This is a genomic window from Nocardioides sp. YIM B13467 (assembly GCF_042788075.1).
GTDB lineage: Bacteria > Actinomycetota > Actinomycetes > Propionibacteriales > Nocardioidaceae > Nocardioides.
Map to the genome: position 1 here is coordinate 1611950 of NZ_JBHZPJ010000046.1, position 26301 is coordinate 1638250.

Annotated in this window: 24 protein-coding genes and 2 pseudogenes; 9 read left to right on the forward strand and 17 right to left on the reverse strand. The window is 69.4% G+C overall.

The window, feature by feature from the left end:
* The 6 genes from ACFX43_RS14875 to ACFX43_RS14900 are packed head-to-tail and all read right to left on the reverse strand — an operon-like array spanning position 1 to position 5424.
* Positions 1 to 723 (reverse strand): hypothetical protein, encoded by a 723-nt coding sequence (locus tag ACFX43_RS14875; RefSeq protein WP_378826069.1) that lies wholly within the window; start codon positions 721 to 723, stop codon positions 1 to 3.
* Between the two features lie 16 nt (positions 724 to 739).
* Positions 740 to 1498 carry an ABC transporter ATP-binding protein gene (locus ACFX43_RS14880; RefSeq protein WP_378826084.1) on the reverse strand — a complete coding sequence of 253 codons (759 nt, stop codon included), beginning with the start codon at positions 1496 to 1498 and terminating at the stop codon, positions 740 to 742.
* On the reverse strand, positions 1491 to 2222 hold the full coding sequence (locus ACFX43_RS14885; protein WP_378826107.1) for an ABC transporter ATP-binding protein: 732 nt from the start codon (positions 2220 to 2222) through the stop codon (positions 1491 to 1493). Before ACFX43_RS14885 ends, ACFX43_RS14880 begins: the two co-directional genes overlap by 8 nt.
* A complete protein-coding gene (locus ACFX43_RS14890; RefSeq protein ID WP_378826129.1) occupies positions 2219 to 3238 on the reverse strand; it encodes a branched-chain amino acid ABC transporter permease in 1020 nt (339 codons plus the stop codon). The genes ACFX43_RS14885 and ACFX43_RS14890 overlap by 4 nt, the downstream gene beginning before the upstream one ends.
* A 55-nt stretch (positions 3239 to 3293) precedes the next feature.
* Positions 3294 to 4178, reverse strand: coding sequence for a branched-chain amino acid ABC transporter permease (locus tag ACFX43_RS14895; protein WP_378826166.1), 885 nt, complete (start codon positions 4176 to 4178; stop codon positions 3294 to 3296).
* Positions 4179 to 4182: 4 nt separating this feature from the next.
* Entirely contained in the window at positions 4183 to 5424 is a 1242-nt protein-coding gene (locus tag ACFX43_RS14900) for an amino acid ABC transporter substrate-binding protein (RefSeq protein ID WP_378826185.1), read from the reverse strand.
* A gap of 104 nt (positions 5425 to 5528) precedes the next feature.
* Here ACFX43_RS14900 and ACFX43_RS14905 point away from each other — a divergent pair, with 104 nt between their 5' ends.
* Positions 5529 to 6560, forward strand: a complete 1032-nt coding sequence (locus tag ACFX43_RS14905) for a LacI family DNA-binding transcriptional regulator (protein WP_378826203.1) — start codon at positions 5529 to 5531, stop codon at positions 6558 to 6560.
* Positions 6561 to 6583: 23 nt separating this feature from the next.
* Positions 6584 to 7009 carry an alternative ribosome rescue aminoacyl-tRNA hydrolase ArfB gene (arfB, locus tag ACFX43_RS14910; RefSeq protein ID WP_378826224.1) on the forward strand — a complete coding sequence of 142 codons (426 nt, stop codon included), beginning with the start codon at positions 6584 to 6586 and terminating at the stop codon, positions 7007 to 7009.
* Between the two features lie 33 nt (positions 7010 to 7042).
* On the opposite strand, the gene ACFX43_RS14915 is transcribed toward arfB, so the two are convergent.
* The 3 genes from ACFX43_RS14915 to ACFX43_RS14925 form a co-directional block, all read right to left on the reverse strand.
* Positions 7043 to 7564: a GNAT family N-acetyltransferase gene (locus ACFX43_RS14915; RefSeq protein ID WP_378826245.1), complete on the reverse strand. Its 522-nt coding sequence runs from the start codon at positions 7562 to 7564 to the stop codon at positions 7043 to 7045.
* A gap of 134 nt (positions 7565 to 7698) precedes the next feature.
* Complete coding sequence (locus tag ACFX43_RS14920) at positions 7699 to 8661, reverse strand: DUF559 domain-containing protein (RefSeq protein WP_378826266.1); 963 nt, start codon at positions 8659 to 8661, stop codon at positions 7699 to 7701.
* 100 nt (positions 8662 to 8761) lie between these two features.
* Positions 8762 to 9934, reverse strand: coding sequence for an acyl-CoA dehydrogenase family protein (locus ACFX43_RS14925; protein ID WP_378826292.1), 1173 nt, complete (start codon positions 9932 to 9934; stop codon positions 8762 to 8764).
* Between the two features lie 85 nt (positions 9935 to 10019).
* Here ACFX43_RS14925 and ACFX43_RS14930 point away from each other — a divergent pair, with 85 nt between their 5' ends.
* Positions 10020 to 10472, forward strand: coding sequence for a CoA-binding protein (locus ACFX43_RS14930; RefSeq protein WP_378826302.1), 453 nt, complete (start codon positions 10020 to 10022; stop codon positions 10470 to 10472).
* Positions 10473 to 10474: 2 nt separating this feature from the next.
* Here ACFX43_RS14930 and ACFX43_RS14935 read toward each other — a convergent pair whose 3' ends face one another.
* A complete protein-coding gene (locus ACFX43_RS14935) occupies positions 10475 to 10924 on the reverse strand; it encodes an Lrp/AsnC family transcriptional regulator (protein WP_160025110.1) in 450 nt (149 codons plus the stop codon).
* A 110-nt stretch (positions 10925 to 11034) separates the two neighbouring features.
* Between ACFX43_RS14935 and ACFX43_RS14940 the strand changes: the two genes are divergently transcribed.
* Positions 11035 to 11517 (forward strand): DUF2000 domain-containing protein, encoded by a 483-nt coding sequence (locus tag ACFX43_RS14940; RefSeq protein WP_378826325.1) that lies wholly within the window; start codon positions 11035 to 11037, stop codon positions 11515 to 11517.
* Positions 11518 to 11520: 3 nt separating this feature from the next.
* Here the strand turns inward: ACFX43_RS14940 and purE are convergent, their stop codons facing one another.
* Positions 11521 to 12015: a 5-(carboxyamino)imidazole ribonucleotide mutase gene (gene purE / locus ACFX43_RS14945; protein ID WP_141805921.1), complete on the reverse strand. Its 495-nt coding sequence runs from the start codon at positions 12013 to 12015 to the stop codon at positions 11521 to 11523.
* A gap of 155 nt (positions 12016 to 12170) precedes the next feature.
* Between purE and ACFX43_RS14950 the strand changes: the two genes are divergently transcribed.
* From ACFX43_RS14950 to ACFX43_RS14965, 4 genes are read left to right on the forward strand one after another with little or no spacing between them, the layout of a single operon-like run.
* Positions 12171 to 14810: an FtsX-like permease family protein gene (locus ACFX43_RS14950; RefSeq protein WP_378826347.1), complete on the forward strand. Its 2640-nt coding sequence runs from the start codon at positions 12171 to 12173 to the stop codon at positions 14808 to 14810.
* Entirely contained in the window at positions 14807 to 15661 is an 855-nt protein-coding gene (locus tag ACFX43_RS14955) for an ABC transporter ATP-binding protein (protein WP_378826367.1), read from the forward strand. The genes ACFX43_RS14950 and ACFX43_RS14955 overlap by 4 nt, the downstream gene beginning before the upstream one ends.
* Complete coding sequence (locus ACFX43_RS14960; protein WP_378826398.1) at positions 15654 to 16316, forward strand: ATP-binding cassette domain-containing protein; 663 nt, start codon at positions 15654 to 15656, stop codon at positions 16314 to 16316. The genes ACFX43_RS14955 and ACFX43_RS14960 overlap by 8 nt, the downstream gene beginning before the upstream one ends.
* Positions 16317 to 16374: 58 nt before the next feature.
* Positions 16375 to 19095 (forward strand): DEAD/DEAH box helicase, encoded by a 2721-nt coding sequence (locus tag ACFX43_RS14965; protein ID WP_378826408.1) that lies wholly within the window; start codon positions 16375 to 16377, stop codon positions 19093 to 19095.
* Positions 19096 to 19268: 173 nt separating this feature from the next.
* Here the strand turns inward: ACFX43_RS14965 and ACFX43_RS14970 are convergent, their stop codons facing one another.
* From ACFX43_RS14970 to ACFX43_RS14985, 4 genes are all read right to left on the reverse strand, one after another.
* The gene (locus tag ACFX43_RS14970; RefSeq protein ID WP_378826415.1) at positions 19269 to 20426 is read right to left on the reverse strand and encodes a 5-(carboxyamino)imidazole ribonucleotide synthase; all 1158 of its coding nucleotides are present in this window, start codon (positions 20424 to 20426) and stop codon (positions 19269 to 19271) included.
* Between the two features lie 94 nt (positions 20427 to 20520).
* Positions 20521 to 20820 carry a winged helix-turn-helix domain-containing protein gene (locus ACFX43_RS14975; RefSeq protein WP_229788189.1) on the reverse strand — a complete coding sequence of 100 codons (300 nt, stop codon included), beginning with the start codon at positions 20818 to 20820 and terminating at the stop codon, positions 20521 to 20523.
* Between the two features lie 249 nt (positions 20821 to 21069).
* Positions 21070 to 22020, reverse strand: coding sequence for an adenylate/guanylate cyclase domain-containing protein (locus tag ACFX43_RS14980; RefSeq protein ID WP_378826437.1), 951 nt, complete (start codon positions 22018 to 22020; stop codon positions 21070 to 21072).
* Between the two features lie 50 nt (positions 22021 to 22070).
* Positions 22071 to 22859 (reverse strand): biotin--[acetyl-CoA-carboxylase] ligase, encoded by a 789-nt coding sequence (locus ACFX43_RS14985; RefSeq protein ID WP_378840908.1) that lies wholly within the window; start codon positions 22857 to 22859, stop codon positions 22071 to 22073.
* Between the two features lie 60 nt (positions 22860 to 22919).
* Between ACFX43_RS14985 and ACFX43_RS14990 the strand changes: the two are divergent.
* Positions 22920 to 23111, forward strand: a pseudogene (locus tag ACFX43_RS14990) (methylmalonyl-CoA carboxyltransferase); the annotation flags it as partial.
* On the opposite strand, the pseudogene hflX reads toward ACFX43_RS14990, so the two are convergent.
* Positions 23061 to 24527 (reverse strand): annotated as a pseudogene (gene hflX / locus ACFX43_RS14995) (GTPase HflX); the annotation flags it as partial. The pseudogenes ACFX43_RS14990 and hflX sit on opposite strands and share 51 nt — an antisense overlap.
* A 72-nt stretch (positions 24528 to 24599) precedes the next feature.
* On the reverse strand, positions 24600 to 26231 hold the full coding sequence (locus tag ACFX43_RS15000) for a VWA domain-containing protein (RefSeq protein ID WP_378826445.1): 1632 nt from the start codon (positions 26229 to 26231) through the stop codon (positions 24600 to 24602).
* Positions 26232 to 26301 lie beyond the last annotated feature (70 nt).

Consider the following 26301-nt stretch of genomic DNA (forward strand, 5'->3'; position numbering starts at 1 on the left):
TCAGCGATGACGCAGGCCCGCGACGGTGACGTCGCGGATGCGCCCGAAGTTGTCGAAGGAACCGAAGCCGAACCGGCCTCCGGTGAAGGTGGTGTCGGTGGCGGTCATCCGGGGCTCGTCGGCGCCGTCGAGGTAGACCGCGATCGCGCCCGTGCGGGCGTTGTAGTCGAGGCGTACGTCGTGCCACTCGGCGTCGGTGATCGACGGCGCGGCGCCGACGGTGCCGTTCCACTGGTGGTCGATGCGCAGCCGGTCGGCGTCGTTGACCACGAAGATGCCGTTGTGGGGGTAGATGGTGTTGTCGGTCGAGAGGTGCGCGTAGTAGAAGCGCGTCGGGGACTGGTAGTTCCAGACCAGGATCACGTCGCGGTTGGTGACCGTGACGGCCTCGTCGATGCGGACCTCGGCGCGGTAGGTCAGCGAGCCGAGCTCGGGACCCTTGGTCACCACGGCGTACTCGAAGGGACGTCGTGGGCCGGGCTGTGCCGTCCCAGGCTCGGTCAGGATGACCTGGCCGCCCTCGAAGGCCCACTTCTCCTCCGTGACCGGATCCCAGTCAGCGAGGCTCGCCCTGGGCTTGACCACGGCCAGGCCGGGTCCTTCGGTCGGCTGTGTATGTATCTGGGCGTGGGCTCCGGCGAGCGGAGCGGCCAGTGCCACTGCGAGGGCGACCACACCGGCGCGTACGCCTCGCCCCACCATTCGGTTCAGCTTCCATCTCATGGTGCATTCCCTTCCCCTAATCGGGACCGTCGGTGGTCCCTGCTGAGGTTGTTGCGGCTCCCCCGAGATAGAGCTCGGCCATGCGCGGATCGGCGAGCAGGTCGGCGGCGGCCCCTGCGATGTGCACCCTCCCCAGATCGAGTACGCATCCCAGGTCCGCCGACTCCAGGGCCCGCCGCGCGTTCTGCTCGACGAGCAGGACCGCCAGACCGGCGTCCCGCATGCGTACGACCTGCTCGAACACGGTCGCCGTGGTCTTCGGGTCCAGGCCCATGCTGGGCTCGTCGAGCAGCACCACCTTCGGGCTCACCATCAGCGAGCGGGCGAACTCGACCTGCTTCTGCTGGCCACCGGAGAGCGCGCCGGCGAGGGTGTTCCACCGCTCGGCGACGACCGGGAAGAGGGTCTTCACGAAGTCGGTCCGCTCCTGGATCGCGGCCGCGTCGCGCACCGTGTAGGCGCCCAGACCGACGTTCTCGGCCACGGTCATCTCCTTGAAGACGGAGTGGCCCTGGAGGACGTGAGCCATGCCCGCGCGGAGCATCTGCTGCGGCCCGTTGCGGGTGACGTCGACGCCGTCGACGGTGATGGTCCCCGAACGTGGCGTCAGCATGCCGCTGGCCACCTTGAGCACGGTGGACTTGCCGGCTCCGTTCGGGCCGACCAGACAGACGATCTGACCTGCGGGAACGGTGACGGTGAGGCCTCGCAGCACCAGCGCCGCACGACCGTAGCCGGCCTCGATGTCGCGCAGCTCGAGAAGAGGTTCAGACACCAAGGTAGGCCTCCAGGACTCGTGGGTCGTTCTGCACGTCCGCCGGCGCACCGGAGGCGATCGGGCGGCCGCGGTCGAAGACCACGACATGGTCGGAGAGGCTCATCACCAGCTCCATGTTGTGCTCGACGATGACGAAGGTGCGGCCCTCGGCGTTGAGCTCGCGCACGAGCGTGGCGATCCGGCCGATCAGCGCCGGGTTCACACCGCCGGCAGGCTCGTCGAGCATGATCGTGTCGGGCTCGGCCATCAGCACCCCGGCGAGCTCGAGCAGCTTCTGCTGCCCGTAGGAGATGTCGCGGGCCTCGCTGCGCTCGAGGTGCTCGATGCCGACCCGGGCCAGCAGCTCCCGCGCCCGGGCGATGTCGTCGGGGTTGTGCGCCCCGCGCAGCCGATGGACCAGCCCCTTGGACCGCACCCCGGCCAGCACGTTGTCGAGCACCGTCATCCGCGGGAAGATCCGGCACAGCTGAAAGCTGCGCCCGAGCCCGGCCCGCGCGATCCGGTGAGGTGCGTGGCCGGTCACGTCGCGGCCCTGGTAGGTCACGGTGCCCGAGTCGGGCCGGATCATCCCGGTCACGCAGTTGAAGAAGGTGGTCTTGCCCGACCCGTTCGGGCCGATCAGGGCGTTGATCTTGCCCTCCTGGAAGCTGACCGTGGCCTCGTCCACGGCGCGTACGCCGCCGAAAGCCTTGGTCAGTCCATCCGTCTCCAAGAAGCTCATCGCTTCGCCTCCTCGAGCGCCTTGCGCTCCTCGGCCAGCTGGGCGGCGTCGACCTCGCGGATCGAGGTGTCGCCGGGTCGGAACCGGTCGAACTGCGCGGTCAGCCAGGGGATGACCCCGTCGGGCATGAAGAGCACGACCAGGGCGAGCAGCAGACCGAGCGCGACCAGGTGCAGCTGGGTGTCCCCGTACTGCGCCTTGAAGAACTCGACCGCATAGCCCACGATCACCGCGCCGACGACCGGACCGAGCAGGCTGCGTACGCCGCCGAGCAGCGACATCAGCACCAGATAGGAACCGGTCAGGATGGAGAACTGGAAGATCGGGTCGAGCGAGCCGAACCAGAGGGCGTACATCCCGCCCGCCATCGCGGTCATGAACGCGGAGACGACGAAGACGACCAGCTTGTAGAGATAAGTGGGCACACCCAGCGCCTGGGCCTTGTCCTCGTCCTCCCGGATCGCCTTGAGGCCGGTGCCGAGCCGCGAGCGGTCGATCGCCCACCACAGCACCAGGGCGACCAGGGTCAGCGCCACGAACAGGTAGAAGAACCGCTCGTGCTGCTCGGGCCGGAGTACGTCGGTGCCGAACGGCCGCGGCACCCGCAGCCCGTTGGACCCGCCGGTCACGTCGGCCCAGCTCTGCGCGACCAGCAGCAGGATGAGCACCAGCGCGATCGAGACGATCACGAACGAGGCACCCCGGACCCGCAGCGACGCGATCCCGATCGGCACCGCCGCCAGGCCCACGAGCACGGCCGCGACCACCATCGAGACCCACGGGTTCACCTCGGCCTTGGTCACCAGCAGCGCGGTGCCGTAGCCACCCAGCCCCGCGTAGGCGGCGTGTCCCAGCGAGATGTAGCCGGTCAGCCCGCCGACGAAGTTCCACGCCACCGCGAGCGCGGCGTAGCTGGCGATCACCACGCCCACCGACAGGATGAACGGGTCCGGCGCGAGCGCCGGGAAGGCGAGCACGAGGCCCAGTGCGACCGCGGCCGCGACGAGCTTCGTCACCAGGACGGAGCGGCCCGAGGACGTACGGCCTTCTTGGTGTGTCGCAGTCCTGTGTCTAGAAGCGCTGAGCAAGGCGACCTCCGAAGAATCCCTGGGGGCGGAACATGAGGGTGGCGAAGAGGGCGAGGTAGAAGACCGTCTGCGCCCAGGTGGTGCCCATCGGGATCTGCAGCAGGCTCTGGGTCACGCCGAGGACCATCGCCGCGACCGCGGCGCCGGGGATGCTGCCGAGGCCGCCGATCACGATGATCGCCATCAGCGGTCCGATCCAGTGCCAGTGCAGCGAGGGATAGATGGTGGCGTCGAGCGCGAGCGCGGTGCCACCGACCGCCGCGGTCGCCAGTCCGAGCCCGAAGCCGAAGCCGGCGATCCGGTCGGTGTCGATGCCGAGCAGCTGGGCGGCCTCACGGTGCTGGATCGTGGCGCGCAGTGCCTGCCCGAAGCGGGTCTTCTTGAGCAGTAGGAAGAGCGCCAGGAGCGAGACCACGGCCAGCCCGAAGGCGACCAGCTTCACCACCGCGATCCGCGCTCCCCACAGCTCCAGGCTCGCGCTGGAGTAGCCGAGCTGGATCCGCCGCTGAGTGCCGGAGAAGAGGTAGCCGAGGCCACCCTCGATGACCAGCGCGATCGCGAAGGTCAGCAGCACCGACATCATCGTCAGCGTCGCCGGCCGCAGCCGGGAGAGCAGCGCACGCTGCATCCCATAGCCGGCCGCGAAGAAGAGCGGCACGGTGATGATCAGCGAGAGCAGCGGGTCGAGCCCGGTCTGCGTGGTGAAGAACCAGGCCAGGTACGCAGCGAGGATCAGGAACGCGGAGTGGGCGATCATCACGACCCGCATGACGCCGAAGTAGAGCGTCAGTCCGGCGGCGAGCAGGGCATAGAGGCCTCCGAGCAGCAGCCCCAGGATCAGGCTCTGCAGAAGCAGTGGACCTGACATCGGCTCACCACGCCGGCTTCGGGTAGATGAACTCGGCCTCGGCCTGGTCCTCGGGCAGGACGATCTTGATCTCGCCGTCCACCCACTGCTGGATCATGTGGGCGCTCTGCGGGCGGCCCTTGTCGTCCCAGCTCAGCGGCCCGACGACGGTCTCGACCTCGTTCTCGTGCAGCCAGTCGATCAGCTTGGACTGACAGTCGGGGTCGGGCTCGGCGCACTCGACCGCCTCGACCGCTGCCGCGACGACCTGACCCGTGGTCCAGGCGTTGGCCTCGTCCTCACCGGGCGCCTCACCGTGCTTCTCCTCGTAGAACTTCACGAACTCCTGGTTCTCGGGGTAGTCCGCCTTCGTGGTGTAGCCGGTCGGCGCGATGATGCCCTGCGTCTTGTCGCCGATCGCCTCGGCGAACTCGGTCTCGGTCGGCGCGGTCGAGAACGCGGCCAGCTTGGGCTGGTAGTTGAGCTGCTGCAGCGCGACGATCAGGTTGACACCGTCCTGATACTGGCTGCCGCCCACGACCATGTCGGCCTTGCTGTCGGCGATCTTGGCCGCGATGCTGCTGAAGTCGGTGGTGTTGGGCGGGTAGACCTCGTCCACGACGGTCTTGACGCCGCCCTCCTCCAGCGCGTCCTTGAGCCCGTAGGCCGTGCCTTGGGCGAACGGGTCGTCCATGGAGGCGTACGCCGCGGTCTTGGGCCGCTCGGCCTCCGGCATCGCCAGGATGTGCTCGGCGAGGAGCTTGTAGTGGTCGTCGGCGACGGCGGGCGCGGCGTAGAAGAGGTTCTCGAAGCCCTCCTCGAAGACCTCGGGCGCCGCGCCTGCAGGCTCGACGAAGAGGTAGCCGTAGTCCTGGGCGACCTGGGCGGCCGGGATCACCAGACGGGTGGAGAACGGTCCGACGATCAGGTCGACCTGCTCCTGGTTGATCAGCTTCTCGTAGTCGGCCGCGACACGCTCGGCGCTGGACTGGTCGTCGAGCATCTCGAGTCGTACGTCACGGCCGAGCAGGCCGCCGTTGTCGTTGACGTATTCGGCCCAGGCCTCGTATCCGCGCTGGATGCCCTTGCCGGGCTCACTGAAGTCGCCGGTCAGGGGCAGCGAGATGCCGATCACGATCTCGTCGTCGCCGCCTCCTTCCTCGGCGGCGCCACAGGCGGCGAGGGTGGAGGCGAGAGTCACGGCCGCCGCGGCAGCCAGGGTTGCTCTGGACCGCTTGCTCGCGGTGGGGGTCTTCGTGAAGCGCATCTGCGGGTCTCCTCTACGAAAGCGCTTACGTAAGCGTTTACGATGACGTTACCGACTCTCGCTTAGTGTGGCAAGAGTCACATTCCTGACGACAAGGGGCATCGATGGTCCGAACCAACCGCTCCCCCCGCCTGATCGACGTCGCGCATGCATCCGGCGTCTCGATCGCAACCGCCTCCCGCGCGCTCTCCGGAACCCCCGGTGTCAGCGACTCGGTGGCCGAGAAGGTCCGCCAGGCGGCACGCGAGCTCGGCTATGTCGCCAACCTCCATGCCCGCTCGCTCGCCAGCGGATCGACCGCCACCATCGGGCTCGTCGTGCACGAGATCGGCGACCCCTACTTCTCCGAGATCGCCAGCGGCGTACTCAGTCTCGCCGCCGAACACGGGCGCACCGTCCAGATCTGCCACACCGGCCGAGACCCCGAGGCCGAGGTCGAGCAGGTACGCAGCCTGGTGGCCAACCGAGTCGGCGCGATCCTGATCGCGGGGTCGGGCTTCGTGGACGCCTCGGTCGAGGCGCCGATGCGGTTCGAGGTGCAGCGCTACGCGGAGGCAGGTGGCCGCGTGGCCGTCGTCGGCCGGCACCACCTCGGGGTCGACAGCGTGCTGCCCGACAACCGCCCCGGCGGGCGCGCCGTCGCCGAGCACATCCTCGGCCTGGGCCACCGGCGCATCGTGGTCGTATCGGGAACCCTGGAGCTGACCACCGTCGCCGACCGCCTCGAGGGGGTGCGCGACGCGCTCGAGGCGGCGGGGCTCGACGCCGGCGACGTACCCGTTCTCGAGGGGCCGTTCACCCGCGAGGGCGGGCGCGAGTGCATCCGCCGGATGCTCGCCGACCACCCGCGTACGACCGCTGTCATCGCCCTCAACGACGACATGGCCATCGGGTGCCTCTCCCAGCTGCGCAGCTCCGGCGTCTCGGTGCCCGGCCAGGTCTCGGTCAGCGGGTTCGACGACGTCGCCGTCGCCCAGGACCTCTCCCCCGGACTCACCACCGTCCGCCTGCCGATGGCCGAGATGGGCGCCCGGGCTCTGACGCTGGCGTTGAAGGAGCCCGGCTCACGCGCCCGGCGGCAGCGGGTCCCCGCGGAGCTCGTGGTGCGCGACTCGACCGGGCCCGCCGCTCGATAGCCCCGCGGACTAGGGTTCTTCGAGTGAAGGATCTTCGGGTACCACCGGGCCCTGGGCTGCCCGAGGGTCTCGTCATCCCCGACACCGAACTGGTCGAACGCTTCTCCCGCTCGCCCGGCCCCGGCGGGCAGTCGGTCAACACCACCGACTCCCGCGTCGAGCTCTCCTGGGACCCTTCCGCGTCAGCCGCTCTCGACGAACGCCAGCTCGCCCGCCTCCTGGCCCGCTCCTCGGGGCCGCTCGTCGTCGTCTCCCACGAGCAGCGCTCCCAGCACCGCAACCGCATCGCCGCACGCGAGCGTCTGGCCCTCCGCATCCGCGAGCTCCTCGCCCCACCACCTCCCACCCGCCGCCCCACCAAGCCCACCCGTGGCTCCAAGGAACGTCGCCTCGACGCCAAGCGCCAGCGCGGCCAGACCAAACAGCTCCGCGGCCGCGTCCAGGACTGACCTCCCGAGCCGTCGCTTACGTCGGCCGAAGCGTCAGGCGGGATCGGGGTCGGTGGCCAACCGGGCGTGGGTCTCGGTGTCGTAGCGGACGCCGTCGTAGAGCAGCTTCTGGCGTTCGCGGCCCTCGACGAGGAAGCCCGCGGCGGTGGCGACGCGGCAGGACCCGGGGTTGTCGAGCCGGTGGCCGGTCTCGAGACGGAAGAGGTCGAGCTCGTCGAAGCAGTGCCTGGCCAGCAGCTTCAGGCCGGTGCTGCCGACACCACGGCCGCGGTGCTTATCGAGGGTCCAGTAGGAGATCCAGCCGATGCTGTGGACCCGCATCTGGGTGGTGACCCGCATCTGCCCGAGGATGTCGGCGCCGTCTACGACCGCGAAGGTGTAGGCCCGGTCCGCGACCGCGTCCTCGGCCCACCCGGCGATCAGCCGCTCGGCATCCTCGACCGTCGCCACGTCCCCCGGCCGCTCGGTCTCCATCCCGGCACCGTCGTACGCAGCGAGCAGGACCGCCGCGTCCGACTCCTCCCACTCGCGGAGCCGAAACCCGTCGTTCCTCATAAGGCACACGATAGACACCTGCCGGTGGTGCACGATCGGTGCACCGACGCCTTCAACACGAATGCACCAATCGCGCACACGCACGATCCATGCATCGGCGAGCACTGCTTACGTGCACGGATCGATCACGGCTGCTAGCGCACCACCGGGAAGTGGGGACGCCAGGCATCCGAGAGACGCTTCGGCACTCCAGGTTCGCCTCGTTCCAGCAACACCCGGTGGATCTTCTCCAAGGTGAGGTCCGGACGGCGGTAAATGCCCTTCGCGACGACGGTGAGGATGCGCCAGCCGTCGTCATCCGCTTCCTCGCGCCGCTCGAGGTCGCGCTCCCACTGCTCAGCAGCGTGTTGCTTGCCGTCGTACTCGACCGCAGTCTTCGACGCCGCATAGACCAGATCGTGCTCCCGCTTGAGCATGCCGTCACCCGTGCCGACGAGTGTGTTGATGCGCGGTTCAGGAAGTCCGGCGAGCACGATCAGCATGCGCAGACGGGTTTCCATCGGGGAGCGCACCTTCTCGCGTACGTAGCGCGCCGCCGTCGCGGCAACGCGCGAGCCGGGCAGGCCGCTGGCGGCCGCGAACTCGGTCAGCGTCCCCGCAGCCACGCCACGGTGATGGCGTACCAGGTGGTCGCCCGCGACTACGAGGTCGACCAGGCTCACCTGGCTCGCGAGCTCGGTGAAGAGCTGGTCAGGTGAGGAGACGCCGATGCCGTCGATGACCACCGCTCGCGGCTTCCGCATCACATGGCAGACGATGCCAGGATGCGTACGCCGGTGGGCCGCGGCCGTCACCGTCACATGTTCGTCGGGCAGCGTCGGGATCGGCACCTCGTAGACCCTGGCCGCGGACGCGTGGCTCGCGAAGCCGCGACCCCTGAACGGGACGAGGGCAGCCTGGACTCGCTGCAACGGCGTTGCCGGGGCGTCGGCGGCGACGTACACACCACTGAAGAGGCGTACGAAGCGCGGCCCACGTAGCGTGCTCGGCTTGATCTTCGCCTTCGCAGCATCTGCTCGCGTGAACGGTCGCGACGTGTCCAGGACGAATGCCTCGTCCTCATCGGCGGGGTCCCCCATGAAGGCATCATCCGCCACCCATGCACGATCCGTGCACCTTTGATGGAATCGCCGGTGCATGGATCGTGCACATGAATGATCGGTGCACTCGCCGCTGCGGGCCGAGCGCACCGATCTGTCACAGGGTCGACTGGATGCCGGCGAGGAGCTGGCGGGCCATGACGATGCGCTGGACCTGGTTGGTTCCCTCGTAGATCTGGGTGATCTTGGCATCGCGCATCATCCGCTCGACCGGGTAGTCGCGGGTGAACCCATAGCCACCCAACAGCTGGACGGCGTCGGTGGTCACCTGCATCGCGACATCGCTCGCGAACGCCTTGGCGGCGGCACCGAAGAAGGTCAGGTCCTTGTCGCCGCGCTCGGAACGGCCGGCGGCGGCGTAGGTGAGCTGGCGGGCGGCCTCGATCTTCATGCCCATGTCGGCGACCATGAACTCCACACCCTGGAACTCCGCGATCGCCTTGCCGAACTGCTTGCGCTCCTTGATGTAGCCCAGCGCGTAGTCCAGCGCACCCTGCGCGACACCGACAGCCTGGGCCGCGATGGTGATCCGGGTGTGGTCGAGGGTCTGCATGGCGTAGGTGAAGCCCTTGCCCTCCTCGCCGATGAGCCGGTCGGCGGGGATGCGTACGTTGTCGAAGTAGACCTCGCGCGTCGGCGAGCCCTTGATGCCGAGCTTCTTCTCCGGCGCACCGAATGACACGCCCTCATCCGACTTCTCCACCACGAACGCGGAGATCCCCTTGGAGCGCTTCTCCGGGTCGGTCACGGCGAGCACGGTGTAGTACTCCGAGACACCCGCGTTGGTGATCCAGCGCTTGACGCCGTTGAGCACCCAGAAGTCGCCGTCGCGTACGGCCCGGGTCTTCTGGTTGGCCGCATCCGAGCCCGCGTCGGGCTCGGAGAGGCAGTAGGAGAAGTTGCCCTCACCGGCGGCGAGCTTGCCCAGGTACTTCTTCTTGAGCTCCTCCGAGCCACCGATCTGCACCGGCAGCGAGCCCAGCTTGTTCACCGCGGGAATCAGCGAGGCCGAGACGTCCGCACGAGCGATCTCCTCGATCACCAGCACCGTCGCCAAAGCGTCCGCACCGACACCGCCGTACGCCTCCGGCACATGCGGGGCGAAGAACTCGGTCTCGACCAACGCGTCGTGCGCCTCCTGCGGATAGCGAGCCTCCTCGTCGACCGCAGCAGCGGCCGGCGCGATCTTCGCGTCACAGATCTCGCGGATGGCCTTGCGGATCTCCTGGTGCTCCTCGGAGAGGGCGAACAACGGGTACTCGGCACTCATGTCCCGGAGTCTATGCCTGTTTGCTACTCGCCAGTAAGTCGGTGGGTCACGGAATCCACCGACCCCCGTTGTTGTTGTGCGCTACATGACCGTTGCGTGGCTCGACCAGGACACCATCGACAAGCTCCTCGACGACTCCGAGACGTGGGCGGTAGTCGGCCTCTCGGGCGATCCGTGGCGTACTGCCTACTCGATCGCCCAGGAGCTCCAGGAGCACGGCAAGCGGATCATCCCGATCCACCCCGGCGCCGCCGCCGAGGGCAAGGAGGTGCTCGGCGAGAAGGTCTACGCGACCCTGGCCGACGCCGCCGCGGCCGTCGGCAAGATCGATGTCGTCGACGTCTTCCGCCGCTCCGAGGCCGCCGGCCAGTTCGCCGACGAGGCCGTGGCGATCGGCGCCGGGGGCGTCTGGTTCCAGATGGGTGTGGTCGACGAGTCGGCATTCGAGCGCACGACCGCGGCCGGCGTACCGATGGTCATGGACACCTGCCCCAGCAAGATCTGGTTCCAGCGCGCCAGGGCCGGCGCACAGGCGTAGGGCTACGGCTCGAACGTCATCGTCCGCAGGTGCTCGTAGATCACCGAGGTCTCCACGTCGGCGATCTCGGCTCGCGAGGTGAGCCGGTCGATCACGAACGCGTAGAGCGCGTCGTTGTCGGCGACCGCGACGTGGACGATGAAGTCCATCCGGCCAGAGGTGACGAAGACGCCGACAGCCTCCGGGAGCGCGCCGACCCAGTCGCGGAAGGACTCGATGTTGGCGCGCGAGGGCGGTCGGATCCGCACGGCGACGAGCGCCTGCACGCCCCGGTCGATCTGGCGTAGGTCGAGGTCGAGGTACGCCCCGCGGATGAGCCCGCGACGCTGCATCGCCCGCGCGCGGTCGTGCACGGTGGTCGCCGAGACGCCGACTTCTGCGGCGATGTCCCGAAGGCTCCGCCGTGCATCCATCGTCCAGGCGGCCAGAATCTGACGGTCGACTTCGTCCATGCACGCCAGATTAACCGATCCTCCTTACATTGCCCGGCTCGATTGCGATCACTCCTGACATTCTCAAGACTTGTCCTCGAATCAGTTGGCGAATGACAGGAGTCGGAGTGATGAGCACAGACGTCGAAGAGGCCAGGATCGGGTTCACACCGGACGAGATCGACCAGTCCGCGAGCACGCGGGACGTTCCCTTCAAGTGGGTGGTCGTCGTCGACCAGTCCCTTCCCGCCGGACGCGCGGTGAACGCGGCCGTCTGCGTCGCGGGGGCGACCACGCAGCGTACGGTCGGGCTCCTCGGCGAGGATGCGGTCGACGCCGACGCCTCGACGCACCCGGGCCTGCCCTGGATCGGCTGCACCGTGCTGGGCGCGACGGCCCAGCGGCTGACCGACCTGCGGCGCCAGGCGGTCGCCCAGCCCGGGGTCGCGGTCATCGACATGCCCACCCAGGCACAGCACACGAGGGTCTACGACGACTACCTGTACGCCGTCGGGAACAGTCGCGGGGCCGACATGTCCTACTGCGCGGTCAGCCTCTTCGGCCCCCGCCGGATCATCGACAAGCTGGTCAAGGGGCTCTCGCTCCTGCCCTGAAAATCAGGAGGTGGCGTTGCGGACGACCTCGCCCTTGGCGGCCGCCAGCTCGGCGAGGGACTTCTCGTACGCCACCAGCTTCTGCTGGAGCTCGGGGTCGGCGACGCCGAGGATGCGGGCGGCGAGGATGCCCGCGTTCTTGGCGTTGCCGATGGCGACCGTCGCCACCGGGATGCCACCGGGCATCTGGACGATCGACATCAGCGAGTCGAGGCCGTCGAGGTACTTCAGCGGCACCGGGACGCCGATGACCGGGAGCGGCGTGACCGAGGCGAGCATGCCCGGGAGCGCAGCCGCACCGCCGGCGCCGGCGATGATCACCGAGAGGCCGCGACCGGCAGCCTCGCGCCCGTAGTCGAGCATCTCCTGGGGCATCCGGTGGGCCGACTTCACATCGGCCTCCCACTCGATCCCGAACTCGTCCAGCAGCTCAGCGGCAGCCTTCATCGTCGGCCAGTCGGAGTCAGACCCCATCACGATCCCCACGCGCGCACTCATGGGGCCAAGGCTAGGCCGACCAGCATGTGTACGCGTGAACCGGGCCGCCCAACGATGCCGTCATCGATGTCCTTCGTGGATGTCCGTCGCGGATGTCCCTCGTGGTCGTAATTCGCTGTCGCGCTCCGCAAGGTTAAGAGATCGTGTGCCCCGTGATGTCCGCCATGAGATATCGGCTCGGCCAAGCCGTGGTCATCTCGCTGCTGTCCGCGCTGATCACCACGTGTGCTGTCTTCGCCCCGCTCTACGACCGCGCGATGCAGCAGGCCGCCGCAGCGGTCACCCTCGACAACGCGACCAGCGTGGAGCGCGACCTCCAGATCTTCGGACCGCCGGCCAACTATCTCCTGGAGCGCACCGACCCCGAGGAGCTCGCGCGACAGCTTCCGAGCTCCTCGCTCTTCGAGACGCCTGTCGCCGGTCGCAATGCCGTCGCCGACCTCGATCTCGGCCCTGCCTCGCTCTCCGTCCCCCAGGGTGACATCTGGTGGCGCGAGGGCCAGTGCGACCACATCAGGATCACCGCGGGCACCTGTCCCGAACGGAGCCGCGAGATCCTGGTCACCGAGAACGAGGCGAAGACCTACGACATCACCATCGGGAGCACGGTGAAGGCGAACGCTGCCCGGCCGCCCGTGGACGTGAACTATCACCAACCGCCGACACCGTCGGTGACCTACCAGGTCGTCGGCACGTACCGGGCCGACGACGAAGCGTGGTGGCAAGGTCTCAAGCTGGAGGGCCTGGCCGGGATCGCTGCCGGTGACGTCGTCCAGCACGATGTGTGGCTGACCGACGAGTCGACCTTCGGTGGCTCGACACCGTTCCTCGACGCCGAGCGCCCATGGGTCGGATCGCGGCTGCGTGCCGATGCCGTGGGGGTGGACGAGCTCACCGCTCTCGAGGGCGACCTACGTAACCTCCGGGCGCGGGCCGAGAAGGTCGAGGAGCACGACGAGATCCTCGAGGATTCGATCACGTCGTTGGTGACGTCGCTGCCCGAGCTCACCGACGAGGTCGACGCTCAGATCGAACAGAGCCGGACGACCGTGCCACTGCTCCTCGTACAGCTGGGTGTGCTCGGGGTGATCGTCCTGTGGCTGATGCTGCTCGCGGCGACGGACCAGCGCCGCCCAGAGGTGGTGGTCGCGCGGCTTCGTGGACGGGGTGCGTCGGGGGCCAGATCCATGCTGATGGGCGAGCTTCTTCCCGCCGTGCTCGCCGGAATCGTCCCCGGGACGGCCGTGGCGATCCTCGCCGCCACCGTCGCGCGGGAGTACGCGCTGCCTGGCGATCCACCCTTCGAGCTTCCCCGAGGCACGCTGGCTTCCGGCATCATCGCGGCCGCGGCCCTGATCCTGGTGACGTACGCGGCCGTCTACCGGGTCGCCCGCGAACCCCTCGGCTCCTTGCTCCACCGGACCCACCGCCGTCGCTCGGGATGGGCGATCGGCGCCGGAGACGCCGTGGCCATCGCCGCGTGCGGGGCGTGCGTGGTCGCCTTTGTGACGGGCAGCCTGACCGGGCCCATCGCGCTCGCCGCCCCTGCGCTGCTCTCCGCGCTCGTCGGTCTCGTCCTCGCACACCTCTTCACCCCGACGGCGATGCGGATCGGGCGCACGCTGCTGCGCCGCGGCCATCTGCGCACCGGCGTCTCGCTGCTGGACGCGTCGCGGAGCATCGCTACGCGGCGTACGGTCGCCCTGGCCACCGTCGCCAGCGCGCTCGCCGTCTTCTCGGTCTGCGGTCTCCTCGTGGGTGAGCGCAACCGCGCGGTCGCCGCGGAACAGGCGGCAGGCGCTCCGTTGATCGCCGAGCTCCAGGGGCAGCGGTCGACCGCCGACAACCTCGGGTCGATACGTCGTGTGCTCGCGAGGATCGACCCCGAGAGCATCCAGGTGACCCCCGTCGTACGAGCCGCGGCTCCAAGCGGTGGCGCAACGACCTTCGCCGTCGATCCACAAGGGTTTCGGCAGATCGCTCTCTTCGGCACCGGGGATTCGCCCAGCGCCGACCAATGGCAAGAACTCACAGACGGGAAGGCGCGCGAGCCGATCCCAGTCATCACCACCGGGTCGCTCTTCGAGGACGAGGTCACCATCGTCGGCCTCGACGGCATCGAGCAGGACGGCAAGGAGGTCGCGGCCATCGACCGGGTCCCCGGCGGCGGCCCGGACGTCGCCCTTGTCGATCTCGCCACCGCCCAGGAGCTCGCCCCTCCCGACGCCGATTCCACCGTCTCCCTGTGGTTCGCTGCCGAGGATCGGGCGCTGCTCGACCGGGTCAGCGCCGACCTCGAGGAAGAAGGCATCATCGTCGCCGAGACCCGAACGCTGAGTGACGTACGCCGCAGCCTGGACGAGACGGTCGCGGCCTGGAGCCTTCGACTCGGCGTCGTGGTCGGCCTCGCCGCCGTGGCGATCGCCGTACTCGCGTTGAGTGTGCTGACGGTGACCGGCTGGCGCACCCGCGCTCGCGACCTGGCCTCGCTGTGGTTGGCGGGTGTGGATCGGCGCACAGTCAGGCGGCTCCCCGGTGCCACGCAGCTGCTGCCCGTGGTCCTGGGGGTCCTCGCCGGCGCCGGAGCCGGTGTGCTCGGCGCCCTGCTGACCCTGCCCGACATCCCTCTCTTCGCCGTGCCACCCGCCGTCGACACCGTCGACGTGTCCGTTCCATGGCTGGCGGTCGGACTGACCACGCTCGGCTGTCTGCTGGTCCTCGGCACAGCCGCCGTCCTCCTCGGCCGGGCAGTCGCAGCCGCCGCGCGCCTCGACCGGGTCCGGGAGACGGCATGAGCAGCGGCATGAGCAGCGGGATGGGCATCCGTACCCACGGCCTGGTGCACATCTACCACGCAGAGGGACACGACGTGGCGGCCCTCTCCGGTGTCGACCTGGACGTGAGACCCGGCGAGCTGATGGGGCTGCTGGGCCCCTCAGGATCCGGGAAGTCGACGCTGATGAGCCTCCTGGCCGGCGTCTTCCGACCCAGCGCCGGCAAGATCTTCGTGGGTGCGCATGAGGTCTCATCGGCGAGCACGAAGGAGCTGGACCGACTCCGGGCAACCCGGGTCTCACTCATGCTCCAGGGTGCGGGACGCAACCTGCTGCCCTACGCCACTCCGGCGGCCAACGTGGGTTTCGCCCAGCGCGTGGCTCGCGCGACCAAGGATCTGCCTACCGCGGAGGAGGTGCTCAGCGAGCTCGGGATCGCCGACGTGGCCCACCGTCCGCTGACCGGCCTCACCCCTGGCGAGCTGCAGCTCGTTGCGCTGGCGGTTGCTCTCGCCACCCGGCCCGGGCTCGTCCTCGCCGACGAGCCCACCAGCCAGCTCGGCCACGCCGCCCGTGACCTCGTCCTCGAGCGGCTCGCTTGGATCAACCGCACCCACGGTACGACCGTCGTGCTCGTCACCCACGATCCGCACGTCGCCGCGTTCCTGCCCCGCACGGTCACCATCCGCGACGGCCGTATCGGTGGCGAGGGACGCAGCGGGGAGGAGTACGCCGTGGTGACGGCAGATGGTTCGCTCCCGCTTCCCGGCCACGTACGCGACGCGCTTCCGCCAGGCACACTGGTGCGCTTCCATCCGGTGGACGGTCACTATGAGCTCGTTCCCGAGCACGAGGAGGCCAGCGATGAGTGAGCTTCGCGCGAACGGGTTGACGGTGACGTACGGGAACCTGGTTGCCGTCCAGGCGATCGATCTCGACCTCGAGGCGGGGGTCATGCTGGCGGTAACCGGGCCCTCCGGCGCCGGGAAGTCGTCGCTGCTGTGGGCGCTGGGCGGCGCCCTGTCCCCGGCAGCAGGATCCGTGAACGTGGACGGAACGCCGCTGGCCGGCCGGGACGACGCCGCCGCCCGCGGCGTCACCCTCATCCCCCAGGGCAACGGGCTCGCCGGGGCGCTCTCCGCGGAGGAGAACATCCTGGTACCGATGCTTGCCCGCAAGGTGTCACCTCGGGAGGCGCTCGAGCGCACCTCGGCAGCACTCGAGCTGGTCGGCCTCGCGGAGTCCGGACGCCACCTGGTCGATGAGCTCTCAGGCGGTCAGCAGCAGCGGGTCGCGCTCGCCCGCGCGTTCGCGATGCGGTCCGCCGTGATCCTCGCCGACGAGTCGACCAGCGACCTGGATGCCGGCAACCGGGAGCGGATGATCGCCGCGCTGCGGGCCGAGGCGGCGCGGGGCGCGATCGTCGTCCTCGCCACCCATGACCCTGAAGCCGCCGCCGCGGCCGACGCCGAGCTCGCGCTCGACGAAGGGGTCGCGTCATGGCCCCGACCTCTGCCTGTCACCTGAGTGTCGGTCCTGGCCGCTAGTGTGCTGGCCACTCTCCCCCACGACCCCACAAAGGCAGATGGATCCAGCTACCAGCACCGACGTCGTCGTCAGCGCGCGACCGAACCCGACCGCGGTCGAGCGCTTCACCGGGCTGACCAAGGCGGAGCGCAAGGCGCTGCCGTCCCGGGTGCGGCAGGTCGCTTTCTGGTCCCGGCAGGCGGCGTCGGCGACCCGCGCCCGGGCCGAGATCGAGCAGGAGGCAGCCGAGGCGGTCGACCACTACCGGGCGAGCGCGGCCGAGCTGAAGCGCGCGGCGCAGGTCGCCTGGCGCAGCATCGCCCTGGACCGGAGCGATGGGCCGCGCCTGGCCGCGATCGCACGGCGTCACGCGCTCGAGCCGGTCGAGGAGACCACCCAGGAGCTCGTCGACTCGCTCGCCGCCGCCGCGGACGATGTGGCGCAGGCCAAGAAGGCTTCCGGGGCGCGTCGCCTGCTGGTGCGCAGGAGCCGCCGCGAGGAGGCCGAGCTGGCTGGCAGACAGGTCCTCGATCTGCACCAGCGCGCGAGCGAGATCCAGGCGGCGGCGCGGCTCGACCAGCTGACCAGGCTCCCGTCCCGGCGCCGGGTACGGATCCGCGAGGCACTGCTGCCGAGCGTCGGTCTCCTCGAGGCGCTCTCCGACCTGGGATCGGAGGCAGTGCTGGCTCCGCGCAAGGGCGTCCTCGTGCTGCGCAACGAGGGCGAGACGCTCAACGAGGCCAGGCGCTCCGAGGAGCCCGCGCGCCGGGCGGCGACCGACGCCGCCAACGCGGTCCGGAGCGCGGACACCGACACGGCGGTCAGGTCGCTGCCGGTCGACGAGCTCGCCGACCTCGTACGCGTCGAACCCCTCCTAGAGGCCGGGATCCATACCGTCCACGAGGTCATCCATCCCGCCTCTGACCTGCGGCAACTCCCCGGGGTCGGCCCAGCCACCGCGATGCGGATGCAGGAGGCGGCGCAGGCGCTGTGGCAGCGCACCTACGACGAGATGCCGCTCGCCATCGACCACGAGCGCCGCACCCCGGCGGCCACCAGGCTGCTCGCGCGGCTGGCGGAGTGGGAGGCCGGGCGGCGTACGAAGGACGCGGGGGCGGAGCTCGCCCTGGTCCAGTCTCTGCGGCCGCTCACCCGGTCGCTCGACAGCGGTGCGCGATTCCATCTGATCTTGGCCAACGCGGCCAGCCTCGACGACTTCCAGGGCGCGCTGCGCGCGATCGCCCACCGGGCCGAGATGGCCCGCCGGGTGCGTCCGGGCAACCGGCCCGCCGACCCGTGGGAGGACTTCGAGAAGCGGCCCGCCGACTACTACGCGATGCTCTCCGAGCTCGGCTTCCTCACCGAGGACGAGGACAAGATCCACGGTGACCTGTCCGCCGAGATCATCGAGGCGGTGCGGGCCCAGGACCTGCGCACCAACAACCTGACCGCATCGCTGCGCGGCTACCAGCACTTCGGCGTCCGCTTCGCGCTGGTGCAGATGAAGGTGATCATCGGCGACGAGATGGGGCTCGGCAAGACGCTCCAGTCGCTGGCCGTGCTCGCTCATCTGCACGCGATGGGCGCATCCCACACGCTGGTCGTCTGCCCCGCAGCCGTGGTCACCAACTGGGTGCGCGAGACCGACTCGAAGACGACCCTGATCCCCCACCGTCTCCACGGCAACCGCCGCCTGAAGGCCGCCAAGATCTGGGTCGAGCAGGGCGGCGTCGCGGTGACCACCTACGAGACGCTCAACGCGATCCAGCCGTTCCTCGACCAGGTCAAGGTCGCCTGCGTCGTGGTCGATGAGGCGCACATGATCAAGTCGCCGCGCACCCAGCGCACCGAGCGCGTACGCCGCGTCCTCGACTCCTCTGAGCGCGCCATCCTGCTCACCGGCACACCGATGGAGAACCGCATCGACGAGTTCCGCAACCTGGTCTCCTACCTCCGCCCCGACCTGCTGCTCTCCGCCGATGAGTTCAATCCCCACCGGTTCCGCAAGCAGGTCGCCCCGGTCTACCTGCGCCGCAACCAGGAGGACGTGCTCACCGAACTGCCCCACCTCGTCGAGGTCGAGGACTGGCTGCCGCTGTCTGTGGCCGACGAGAGGGCGTACGCCGAGTGCGTCCGCGACGGCAACTTCATGGCCATGCGCCAGGCCGCGATGCTTCAGGGCACCTCGTCGGCGAAGGTCGAGCGGCTGGTCGAGATCGTCGGCGAGGCCGAGGAGAACGGCCGCCGCGTGATCGTGTTCTCCCACTTCAGGAAGGTCCTCGACGACCTGGTCACGCTGCTGCCCGGCGAGGTCTTCGGGCCGCTCACCGGGTCGGTGCCCGCCGAGGAGCGCCAGCAGATGGTCGACGAGTTCTCCGCGGCCGGGCACGGTGCCGTGCTGGTCACCCAGATCGTCGCCGGCGGCGTCGGCCTCAACATCCAGTCGGCCAGCGTCGTCGTCATCTGCGAGCCCCAGCTCAAGCCGACCATCGAGTGGCAGGCCATCGCCCGCGCCCGCCGGATGGGCCAGCTCCAGTCCGTCCAGGTCCACCGCCTGCTCTCCGAGGTCGGCGTAGACCAGCGCGTCCACGACATCCTCGCCGCCAAGGCCGAGCTCTTCGACGACTTCGCCCGGGTCAGCGCGACCGCCGCCAGCAGCCCCGAAGCGTACGAGACTTCGCACCCCGACGACGCCGTCACCGCTCTGGCCACCGAAGCCTCCGACGCCGAGATCGCCCGCGACGTCGTCGCCACCGAACGCCAGCGCCTAGGCGTCTGACCTCGTCCAAACCCGGCCGAGGCGTCAGCCCCGTCGGCCGAGACGTCACTTGTGCAGGTCGAAACGTCACTTACGCAGGCCGAGTTGGCACCGGCGTGACATCTCGACCGACCCAACTGACGTTTCGATCGACTTACGTGACGTCTCGGCCGACGCAGGCGCCTTCTCGGCGGTCAGTCGGAGTCGTTGCCGAGGTCGCCCTGGAACCAGTCGGCGGCGTGGCGGGCGCGCTCGAGGCAGTCGTCGAGGTCGTCGCCGTAGACGTTGACGTGGCCGACCTTGCGACCCGGGCGCATCTCCTTGCCGTAGAGGTGGACGCGGAGGTGGGGGTCGCGGGCCATGGCATGGGGGTAGCCGTCGTAGAGGCGGCCGACGTTCTCCCGGGTCGAGCCGAGGATGTTGACCATCACCGACCACTTCGCGCGGGGAGCGGGAGAGCCCAGAGGCAGGTCCATGACCGCACGCAGATGGTTCTCGAACTGCGAGGTGACGGCGCCGTCCTGGGTCCAGTGGCCGGTGTTGTGCGGGCGCATGGCGAGCTCGTTGACGAGCAGCCGGCCGTCGACGGTCTCGAACATCTCGACCGCCAGGATGCCGACGACGCCGAGCTCCCCCGCGATACGCAGCGCGATCTGCTCGCCCTGGACGGCGAGCTCGGGCGAGAGGTCGGGCGCCGGAGCGATGACCTCCTTGCAGACGCCGTTCTCCTGGTAGGTGTGTACGACCGGGTACGCAGCGGCCTGGCCGCTCGGCGATCGGGCGACGATCGCGGAGAGCTCCCGGCGGAAGTCGACGAGCTCCTCGGCCAGGACCTGGACGCCCGCCTCCTCAGCGACGCGAAGCGGCTCGGCGACATCGGCGACGCCGCGTACGACCCAGACCCCCTTGCCGTCATATCCGCCGCGGGTGGTCTTGAGGACACACGGGAAACCGAACGCCTCGACTTCGGCCGTCGACGAAACGATGGCGTTGCGCGGGCAGGGGATGCCGAGCTCGGTCAGCCGAGCGCGCATGACGCCCTTGTCCTGGGCGTGCACGAGCGCCTCCGGCCCGGGGCGGACCGCTACCCCGGCGGCCTCGAGCGCGTGCAGATGCTCGGTCGGGACGTGCTCGTGGTCGAAGGTGACCACCTCGCAGCCCTCGGTGGCCTTCTTCAACGTGTCCAGGTCGCGGTAGTCGCCGACCATCTGGTCGGGAATCACCTGAGCGGCCGACACACCCTCGCCCTCGGCGAGAAGCCGGAGCGGGAGGCCGAGCGCGATTGCGGGCTGAGCCATCATGCGGGCCAGCTGGCCGCCGCCGATGATCGCAAGTGTCGGTGCGAGGGTCACGACGACAGGGTAATGAGACTGCCCCGCCGGGGCCGATTTCGCGGATCCCCCTCACGCAATCCGCGAAACCCGACCCCCGGCAGGTGAACGAAGGTCAGGCCTTCTCGAAGCGCAGACCCTTGCCGCGCAAGGTGGTGATCAGATGGGGCTTCCGGGGGTCGTCGCCCAGCTTGCGACGCACCCATCCCAGGTGTACGTCGATGGTCTTCGACGAGGTGTAGAAGGTCGCGTTCCACACGTCCCTCATCAACTCGTCGCGGGAGACGACGTTGCCAGCCCTCTTGATCAGGGCGTGGACCAGGTCGAACTCCTTGCGAGAGAGCGTCAGCTCCTCATCGTTCCGCCATGCTCGCCGGGTCTCCGGGTCGAGCTTGATCTCCTGTACCTCGATCATGAGACCGACATTAGGGAGGTAAAGAGCCCTTGGCAAAGGATTGCACGATATTGCCACTGACATTTTCATGCCAAGGTGCAACGAATTGGGCATGACAAACGTGCGCCCCCGAATCGCGCACTCAACCATGCCCACGAAGGGCCTGCCGGGTAAAGCAATCAGAGCCCGGCGTTGATCGACTGTTAACTACAACGGAATGTGAACAAATCCACGAAGTCGCAGGTCAGCGACGCCCTTGAAGGTCACGATTCAGACACGGCGGACGGCGACGGGCTCCACGATCCCGAAGCCTCGCACCGGTCGAGCGGCCAGTCGCCGGGTCTCGAACTCGTCCTCGGGCATCGTCCCGGCCGTCGCCTCGTCGACGATGATCCGGTTGCGGCGAGCGACGGCGGTCAGCCGCGCGGCCATGTTCACGGGCGGTCCGAAGACATCGCCGAGACGCGAGACGACGTTGCCGGAGGCGAGCCCGACACGTACGTCGGGCATCCGCGGGTCCCGGCCGATCACATTGATGATGCCCTCGGCGGTGCCGTAGGCCTGGAGCGGGTCGTCGTTGACGAAGAGCACCGAGTCGCCGAGCGACTTGATGATCCGGCCGCCCCAGGTCGCCACCACGTCGGCACACCGCGACTCGAAGAGCTCGACCAGGTCACCGATCTTCTCCTCGGTCAGCGTGTTCGACAGTGCGGTGAACGAGACGATGTCGGCGAACCCGACCGTCTGCCAGACCGTGCCCAGCTGCTCCTCGGGGCCGGCGACCGAGGCCTCGGCCCGCGCGAGCGCGGCGCGCGTGTGCCGGCGCCAGGCGAAGATCATCATCTCCTCGAACGCGCTCTCGAACTGCTCGGAGACCGAGACGGTCGCCTTCAGCAGCTCGGCGGGCGTCCGGTCGTCCTCGTTCTGGGTCTCGACGTGGTGCAGCAGCGCGGAGACCTCGTAGTCGGACAGGCGCGCCATCGACTGCCCGATGCCGCGGGTCAGGTTGACGACCAGGTCGAAGCTGACCAGCCCGTTGCCGGCGATCTCGTTGGCCTTGGCCAGGGCCTGCACGTCCGCCTCGTCGAAGAAGGCCTCGTCGTCGCCGATCTCCGGGAATCCGAGCGCACGCCACAGGCGCTTCGCCTGGTCCAGGCTCACGCCGGCCTTCTCGGCGACCTCCGCCGAGGTCAGATTGACGGGCTGCTTCGATTTCGCCACGAACAGATCATGCCATCCGGCTCGTCACAACAGTCCGTCACAACTGTCCGTCACGACCGCGGACGGAGCCGGGCGTGGATGACGTCGCCCGCGCCGACCACCCGGGACCCCTCGTCGGTGGCGATGACCAGGCGGCCGAAGTCGTCGATGTCGGTGGCCACGCCCTCCCAGACCTCCCCGCCCGGCAGCTCGGCGCGCACCTGCTCACCGACGGTCACCGACAGCTCCCGGTAGCGGCGGGCGAGCTCGGCGGGGTCCGACCCCCAGATCTCGTACGCAGCACCCAGCTCCTCCAGCAGCGCGGCAAGCATCTCGGTGCGGTCGACGGGCGCACCGCTCTCCAGCTCCAACGAGGTGGCGGTCTCGACCGGCAGCTCCTCGCGCGTCAACGAGGTGTTGAGCCCGAACCCGATCACGGCGGCCGCACCCTCGGGCCCTTCGATGCGCTCGATCAGGATCCCGCAGACTTTGCGACCCTCGATGAGCACGTCGTTGGGCCACTTCAGCCCGGCTGCGTACCCCTTCTTCCGCAGCACCGATGCGACCGCGACGCCGGTCATCAGGGGCAGCCATGGCCACCGCTCGACCGGGATCGAGGGCGAGGGCCGCAGCAGTGCCGAGACCGTCAGCGCCGATCGCGCCGGGGTGATCCAGCCCCGGTCCAGGCGCCCGCGGCCGGCGGTCTGGTGCTCGGTGGTGATCACCAGGCCCGGCGCCTCGCCCGAGCGCGCACGCTCGGCCAGCGCGGCATTGGTCGACGGCGTCTCGTCGAGGATCTCGACGCGCCATCCCCCCGGCAACGCATCGAGCCGGGTGCGGTCAAGTGACGGGCGTCGCATCGCGAAAGGTGGCACGGGATTAGATTGACCCCCAGACCGCACGAAGTGCAAAGGAGCAACGTGAGCGCCGAACCGACAAACGAGCCAGTCATCGATCTGCACACGACTGCCGGGAAGCTGGCCGAGCTGGAGCGTCGTCTTGACGAGGCTGTCCATGCTGGTTCGGCCAAGGCGGTGGAGAAGCAGCATGCGNTACGCAGCCAGCTCACCGGCCAGGTCCGCGTTGGCGCGGCCCTTGACGACGGTGCCTTCGGCGGTGTGCTCGAGGTGGTCGATCTCGCCGTGCTGGTGGATCCGGTTGACCAGGTCACCCCGCTCGTAGGGAACCAGCGCGGAGAACTCGACGCCCGGACGCGGCAGGTCGGTCTCGACGGCCTCGATGGCCGCGTCGATGCCCTCGCCGGTCTTGGCCGAGACCGCGACCGAGTGAGGCTCGGCGCGCAGCAGCCTGGCGATCACCAGCGGGTCGGAGATGTCGGCCTTGTTGATCACGACCAGCTCCGGCACCTCGCTGGCGCCGATCTCGGCGAAGACCTCACGCACCGCGGCCAGCTGACCCTCGGGGTCGGGGTGGGAGCCGTCGACGACGTGCACGACCAGGTCGGCGTCGGCGACCTCCTCCAGCGTCGAGCGGAAGGCCTCGACGAGCTGGTGGGGCAGGTGGCGCACGAACCCGACGGTGTCGGACATCGTGTAGACCCGGCCGTCCTCGGTGGTGGTGCGGCGGGTGGTCGGGTCCAGGGTCGCGAAGAGCGCGTCCTCGACGAGCACCCCGGCACCGGTGAGCCGGTTGAGCAGCGACGACTTGCCGGCGTTGGTGTAGCCGGCGATCGCGACCGCCGGGATGTGGTGGCGCTTGCGGTCGGCACGCTTGGTGTCGCGGGTGCCCTTCATCGCCTTGAGCTCACGGTTGAGCTTGGCGATCTTGGTGTTGATCCGGCGGCGGTCGGTCTCGATCTTGGTCTCACCGGGACCACGGCCACCGATTCCGGCACCGCCGGCGACACGGCCACCGGCCTGGCGGGACAGGTTGCCACCCCAACCACGAAGCCGCTGCTTCATGTAGCTGAGCTGGGCGAGCTCCACCTGCGCCTGGCCCTCACGGGACTTGGCGTGCTGGGCGAAGATGTCGAGGATCAGCGCGGTCCGGTCGACGACCTTGACCCCGGTGCGGTCCTCGAGGTTCCTGAGCTGGCTCGGCGCGAGCTCGCCGTCGGCGATCACGGTGTCGGCGCCGGTCGCGGCGACGATCTCCTTGAGCGCCTCGACCTTGCCGCGTCCGATGTACGTCGCGGGGTCGGGCGCCTGGCGACGCTGGTAGATCGCCTCGAGCACCTCCGAACCGGCCGTCTCGGCGAGGAGCGCGAGCTCGGCCAGGGAGTTCTCGGCGTCAGTCTGGGTGCCACCGGCCCACACGCCCACGAGCACCACTCGCTCCAGGCGAAGCTGGCGGTATTCGACCTCGGTGATGTCCTCGAGCTCGGTGCGCAGGCTCGCGACGCGCTTGAGCGCGTGCCGCTCGGCGAGCTCCATCGCACCGACAGTGGGGTCGATGTCTTCGGGATCCTCGTCGGCGTAGCCACTCTCGAAGCTGTCGTCGAGCGCGTCCCAGTCCTCGGTGGCCTCGAGCTCGTCAGCGAGTGAGAAATCGTGTGCGTTGTTCGTCATATACCAACAAGGATACGGCGCCGCACCACCCGGGGGACAATGCTTATCCACAGGCCCGATCCGGGGCCGGTCTCAGCGCTGCTCGAGCACCTCTCGAAGGACCTTCCCGATGTCCTCCGGCCGCTCGGCGACGTACGCAGCCCCGCCGGTCGCATCGGCGATCGCCTGCAGCGTGCCGAGGTCGGCGTCGGCGGTGATCCCGATCCCCAGGACGCGGACCGGCCGCCGCGGGTCGGAGGCGGCCTCGAGCTGGCGTAGGAGCTCTGCCACGTCCATCGAGTCGGGGTCGTCGTTGGTGCCGTCGGTGAAGAGGAGCACGTCGTTGGAGGCCAGCGGGTCGTAGGAGGCGACCGCGGCCTGATAGGCCGCCAGGGCGGTGTCGTGCAGGGAGGTGCCGCCGCCGGTGCGCTCGGTGAGACCGGCGATCTCCTCGGTCAGCTGAGCGCGCTGGTTCTTCGATGCCAGCTGACGGGTGGGGACGAGCACCTTGTGGTCGGCGCCCAGCGTGCCCTCGGTCTTCTCGGAGAAGGCCCAGAGCCCGATCGCGGCGCCACCGGGAAGGAGATCGACGGCCTCCGAGGCCGCGTCCTGGGTGAGCTGGAGGCGGGTGGTGGCGCTGTCGGGGGCGGCCGGCCATGCCATCGAGCCGGAGACGTCCATGACCGCGATCGCCCGGGTCGGCCGAAGTCTGGCGTTCCACTCCGAGGCCGTCTCCGTCACCGCGGCCGAGTCGACGCGGGTGTACGCGCCCACGTTGGGCGCCGGCTTGCCGGCTCCGGTGGTGCGGAACCCGGCCTGGGTCAGCGCGGTGTCGGCGGCGCCGCTGTCGAGCACCCTGGCGAAGCTGGTGATCGAGGCGGCGATCGAGTTGCGGCGCGAGGCGTCCGCGGTGATCAGGACCGGGTAGTCGAGGACCACCGTGCCCTCCTTCGGGGCACTGGCCTTCAGCGTCGGCGCGTACGTCGACCACTGCTGCTCGCTGGTCGCGGTCACTCCGCCCATGACCGTCTGCAGCTCGGCCAGGCGTCCCGAGTCGGTCGGCCCGGCACCCTCCTCACCGGAGGCGAGCCGCTCTGCGTACGGCTCCAGCTTGGCCTCGGTCTGGGGCTTTCCCTGGCTCGCGACGGCCGTGCCGAGCGCGCTCATCATCCGCTGGGGGTCGCCCATCAGCAGGTCGTCCTCGGCGAAGGCCTCGGCGTAGGAGGTGCGGGTGAGCCCGTCGCCGGAGACGAGCACGACCGGCGAGGAGGCCATTGAGGCCCGCAGCGTCACCGGCTCGACGGCCGGGTCGATCCGGTCCAGCCAGACCGAGGAGTCAGGGATCCACACATCGGGGAGATCGCCGTCGAGCGCCAGCGGCTGAAGGACCTGGTCGGCCTTGGTCGCCTCGACCTCGATCTGGCCACAGCCGGCGTCCTCGAGGATGTTGCCCACGACGGTCGCCGCCTCGGGGGCCACCGCGACCGTCATCTCCGGGCCGAGACAGGTCCGGTCGTCGGTCGAGTCCGCGTTGCCGTTGGCGACCAGCGCGGTCGCGATCAGGCACACGGCCAGGACGCCGGCCGCACCGGCGATCACTCCGATCGTCTCCCGCGTCAGTCGTGGCTCGCGCGGGGGCTCGCCCGTTCCCGCCGGCCCCGTGGGCTCGCCGGGATCGATGATCGCGAGCGCCTTCGACGTACTGGTGTCCGCCTTATCGGACATGCGAACTCCTTGCTCCGACATCCGCGGAGCGGTCTGAAACGGTCCGCGGCTGGCGCACACATTAGCGGTG